General features: G+C 36.7%; 5 protein-coding genes. 2 read left to right on the top strand and 3 right to left on the bottom strand.

The features are described from left to right. Positions 1 to 26: 26 nt before the first annotated feature. Entirely contained in the window at positions 27 to 755 is a 729-nt protein-coding gene (locus tag V7150_RS23420; RefSeq protein WP_335523011.1) for a CBS domain-containing protein, read from the top strand. Between the two features lie 39 nt (positions 756 to 794). On the opposite strand, the gene V7150_RS23415 is transcribed toward V7150_RS23420, so the two are convergent. The 3 genes from V7150_RS23415 to V7150_RS23405 form a co-directional block, all read right to left on the bottom strand. Beyond that, positions 795 to 1517, bottom strand: a complete 723-nt coding sequence (locus V7150_RS23415; protein WP_335523008.1) for a hypothetical protein — start codon at positions 1515 to 1517, stop codon at positions 795 to 797. 200 nt (positions 1518 to 1717) lie between these two features. Next, positions 1718 to 1963 (bottom strand): hypothetical protein, encoded by a 246-nt coding sequence (locus tag V7150_RS23410; RefSeq protein WP_335523005.1) that lies wholly within the window; start codon positions 1961 to 1963, stop codon positions 1718 to 1720. Positions 1964 to 2009: 46 nt separating this feature from the next. Next, positions 2010 to 2180, bottom strand: coding sequence for a hypothetical protein (locus tag V7150_RS23405; RefSeq protein ID WP_335523001.1), 171 nt, complete (start codon positions 2178 to 2180; stop codon positions 2010 to 2012). Between the two features lie 363 nt (positions 2181 to 2543). Between V7150_RS23405 and V7150_RS23400 the strand changes: the two genes are divergently transcribed. Continuing rightward, positions 2544 to 3266, top strand: a complete 723-nt coding sequence (locus tag V7150_RS23400) for a DsbA family oxidoreductase (RefSeq protein ID WP_335522999.1) — start codon at positions 2544 to 2546, stop codon at positions 3264 to 3266. The last annotated feature ends 362 nt before the right edge of the window (positions 3267 to 3628 follow it).

The following is a 3628-nucleotide window of genomic DNA, read 5'->3' as shown; positions in this document are numbered from 1 at the left end:
AGCATTGTAAATAGGAGAGCATGATAATGAATATGACTAAAAAACAAGGACAACTGCTATCGGAGCGTTTTGAAGTGGCTTACAATCAAGTTCATGACGCCTTAAAAGACATCGTTCAAATCAATGATGAAAGATTCGTAGTTTTAGTGAAAGTTGGGGCTAAAAAATATCAAATTATTGAAACATTCAAGAAAGACTTGGAGCAATACGCACGGCTAAGAAATGCAATTGTCCATGAGAAAATGGAAGTCGGCTTCTATATTGCCGAACCTAATGCAAAGGTTGTTAATCATATTGAAAAAATTGCCAATGTATTAAGCCTTCCAAATTATGCACTTTCTATTGCTTCAAAAAATGTTGTTTATTTTGACGTTCAGGACAGCATCTTAAAAGTGACAGATGCCATTAAAGCATACGGTTATTCTAAATTTCCAATTTATAAAAATACAACATGCATCGGACTTTTAACAGCAGGATCGATAGTGAAGTGGATGGCACAAAATATGGAAAGCGGCCAGGTGAATCTTTCAGATATCCGTGTTTCAGAAATAATGAAGTACGAGAAAGATCGCCCGATTGAGATTGCAGCTAAAGATATTAATATTTTTGAGGTTGAAAATATTTTTGAAAAAGCCCATAAAAAGAAAAGGAAAATTGAGGGTGTCATTATCACTGAAAATGGGAAAATAGATGAGGCTCCTCTGGGGATTATCACGGCTTGGGATCTAATTGAAATTGATAATACAGTAGATTAATTTAAGAGGGAGCACCTAAATGGCTGCTCCCTACAATATTTAAGGAATGTCATCAAAATTAAAATCGCTTAATTGATCCATGTGGCTGGCAATCATGGCAATAATTGTTGAGGCTTCTTCTTTACTAAAAATAAAATGGGATTCGTCTTTAATTAATTCATCATCAGTTGTCCATATCCGGTTAACCCGTTTGAGGACACCGTCACCTGTTGCTTGAACGATCCCAAACTGATAAGTTACTTCCACCTCGTCATTATGCTTGAAGGCTGTAACTTCTGGCGTAGACCAGTCGACATCGATTTCCTCAAAGATATCATCGCTGTTGACTTGTTCTGCCTCAAAATACTCATCATCATCGTCAAAGTCTTCGCATTCTTCCTCATCAAATCCTTCATCTGACTGCAGATAAACTCCATCATCTGTGTAGTCGTCATAACTGTTGATGTAGTCATGAAAACTTGTGTGAACTTCCTCGATAATCTCCTCAATGTCGGAAAGTATGATTTTCGCCGTGTGTCCGCTGTCGACATCGAAGGTATCGATGTAAAATTCTTCGTTTTGAGGGTCAAAGAATAGCGAGCAGAAAAAATCACGGTCTAGTTCTTCGGAGCTTACATCCGCGTTATCAACGAAAAACTCAATCCTTGGATGTTTGGCAGCTCTTTCAATTGTCATTTGACCAACCTGATCGTATTCTTCACAAATAGACTCAAGATGATCCTGTAATTCTCCACAAACTCTGTCAAACCATTCTAACGACATCAAACATCCATCCTTTCCATGTTCACCTTATAGAGATTATTATTTCCAGACGAGAAAAATATATGTTCATTAATAAAATCGTTAGAAATAGGCAATCTAAGAATCCTGATGATTTAAAGTAAAGAAAAGTAGATTTACTTGCAGTAGTAATGGAAAGGTGGATAGATTCAATAAAATAATCGAACCATGCTTCTATATGATTAAATTATGTTTTTGTTTTCTTCTTCAGCCACTTTTTTTACTCTTTCACAAAATTGAACGACTATTTTATCACTTGCAAAAAATAAAAATAACTTGAGGAACGATTTCAACGGACGATTGGTACATGTGTATGTAAAGAGGGTCTTCTGATTGTTGAGCTGACCTAATTCATACAAGGCAGTAATTTCAAACATGTTTGCAAGCGTAAATCCTATTTTTAATTTCTTTTTATTAGGCGTATTCAAAAATTCTAATGTTTCAACATCATACTCTTGAATCCGATTTCCTTCTTTATATTTTTTTGCGATAGATACTTCCTACACCTTCATCGGTAACTTTTACTGGTTTATGATCAACTACCTGAGGCATAATTTTTTGCATGTCCTCTAATGAGCCATCTAACAATCCCCAAACCTGGTTAACAGGTGCATCAATTTCTATTTCCTTTGTCCATTTCTTCACCAAACATCACCTCAGATAAATTAATAATTAATTTAGATTAATTATACTTTAACAGAAAATATCGCTACATTTCCTAAATATCTGTTCATTTTATCTCATTTAAGTTCTAATTTACCATGTTTAACAAATCAAAAAAGCATTNNGAAATGCACCTTTTTCATGAAGCCGTTTAAAGTGATTGAAGATAAAGATATACCTTTTTGAAAAATAATGTTGCTTCATTTCCCCATATTTGATGTTTTTGGAATAATATTTTGGATCCAAAAGGGGGATTTTATTAGTCCTATTTCATGAGCACATAATATTGGATTTCAAATGCGGTATGTTACTATAAACGTAACCAAAGAAAAACGAGGTGTTGTTATGAAAATAGAAGTTTGGTCTGATTTTGTATGTCCGTTTTGTTATATTGGGAAACGTCGGTTAGAAGAGGCGGTAAGTCAATTTCCACATAAAGATCAAGTTGAGGTTGAATTCAAAAGCTTTGAGCTTGATCCGAATTCGCCGAAATACAGTGGTCAAAATATTAATGAGGTATTAGCAGACAAATATGGTATGAGTATTGAACAGGCTAAACAAGCCAATCATGGTGTTGGCCAGCAGGCAGCAACCGTTGGATTGACGTTCAATTTTGAAGAGATGAAGCCAGCAAATACCTTTGATGCCCATCGATTGGCAAAGTTTGCTAAAACAAAAGGAAAAGAAGCAGTGCTCTCTGAAAAGCTTCTTCAAGCCTATTTCACCGAATCTAAGAATATTGGAGATGTCGAAACATTGGCAGACATTGCTGAGGATTCGGGTTTAAATCGAAAAGAAGTATTAACGGTTCTTAATGATAAAACCACTTATGCCAACGAGGTACGTGCAGACGAAGGAATTGCCCAGCAGTATCGAATTGGCGGTGTTCCGTATTTTATTATCAACTCAAAATACGCTATTTCTGGTGCGCAACCATTGGAAACTTTCAAGGGGGCCATACAAAAGGTTTGGGAGGAAGAATTTCCTGCACCAGTACTTCAGGATCTTTCAACTGACGAAGATGTCAGTTGTGCTGATGGCAACTGCGTGATTCCTGAAAAACAATAGGCCGTAAAAATAATATGGGAAAGGACGCCTAGGCTCCCTTTCCCGTTGGTATTTTGATAGACCACTTAACTGAGTCCGCGAATTCTAAATTCCCACATGTTTCCATCTTTCCAACAACTTTTCGTTTGTTCATTGCCGCTAGATGTGTTTCGCCAATCGGAGCAGACCAACCTATGCTTTCTTCTTGATGTACAGCGACTGGATGTCTTTCTTCTCGAAGTATGTCGTCTTGACGTTATTCTCCGAGACGTGTTGCGATTTCTTGATGTCACACGTCTTGAAGTGATTCTACGAGAAGTCATTCGCCGTTGAGAAATTCTTCTACGAGAAGTCATCGGGCGCTGAGAAATTCTTCTACGAGA

The sequence above is a fragment of the Neobacillus drentensis genome, assembly GCF_036965245.1.
Classification (GTDB): domain Bacteria; phylum Bacillota; class Bacilli; order Bacillales; family Cytobacillaceae; genus Neobacillus; species Neobacillus drentensis_G.
This window is presented reverse-complemented; position numbering and strand designations above follow the sequence as displayed.

Excerpts from the sequence above, each read along its gene's own strand:
- V7150_RS23420 (WP_335523011.1), top strand. The coding sequence starts at position 27 with ATGAATATGACTAAAAAACAAGGACAACTGCTATCGGAGCGTTTTGAA.
- V7150_RS23415 (WP_335523008.1), bottom strand. The coding sequence starts at position 1,517 with ATGTCGTTAGAATGGTTTGACAGAGTTTGTGGAGAATTACAGGATCAT.
- V7150_RS23400 (WP_335522999.1), top strand. The coding sequence starts at position 2,544 with ATGAAAATAGAAGTTTGGTCTGATTTTGTATGTCCGTTTTGTTATATT.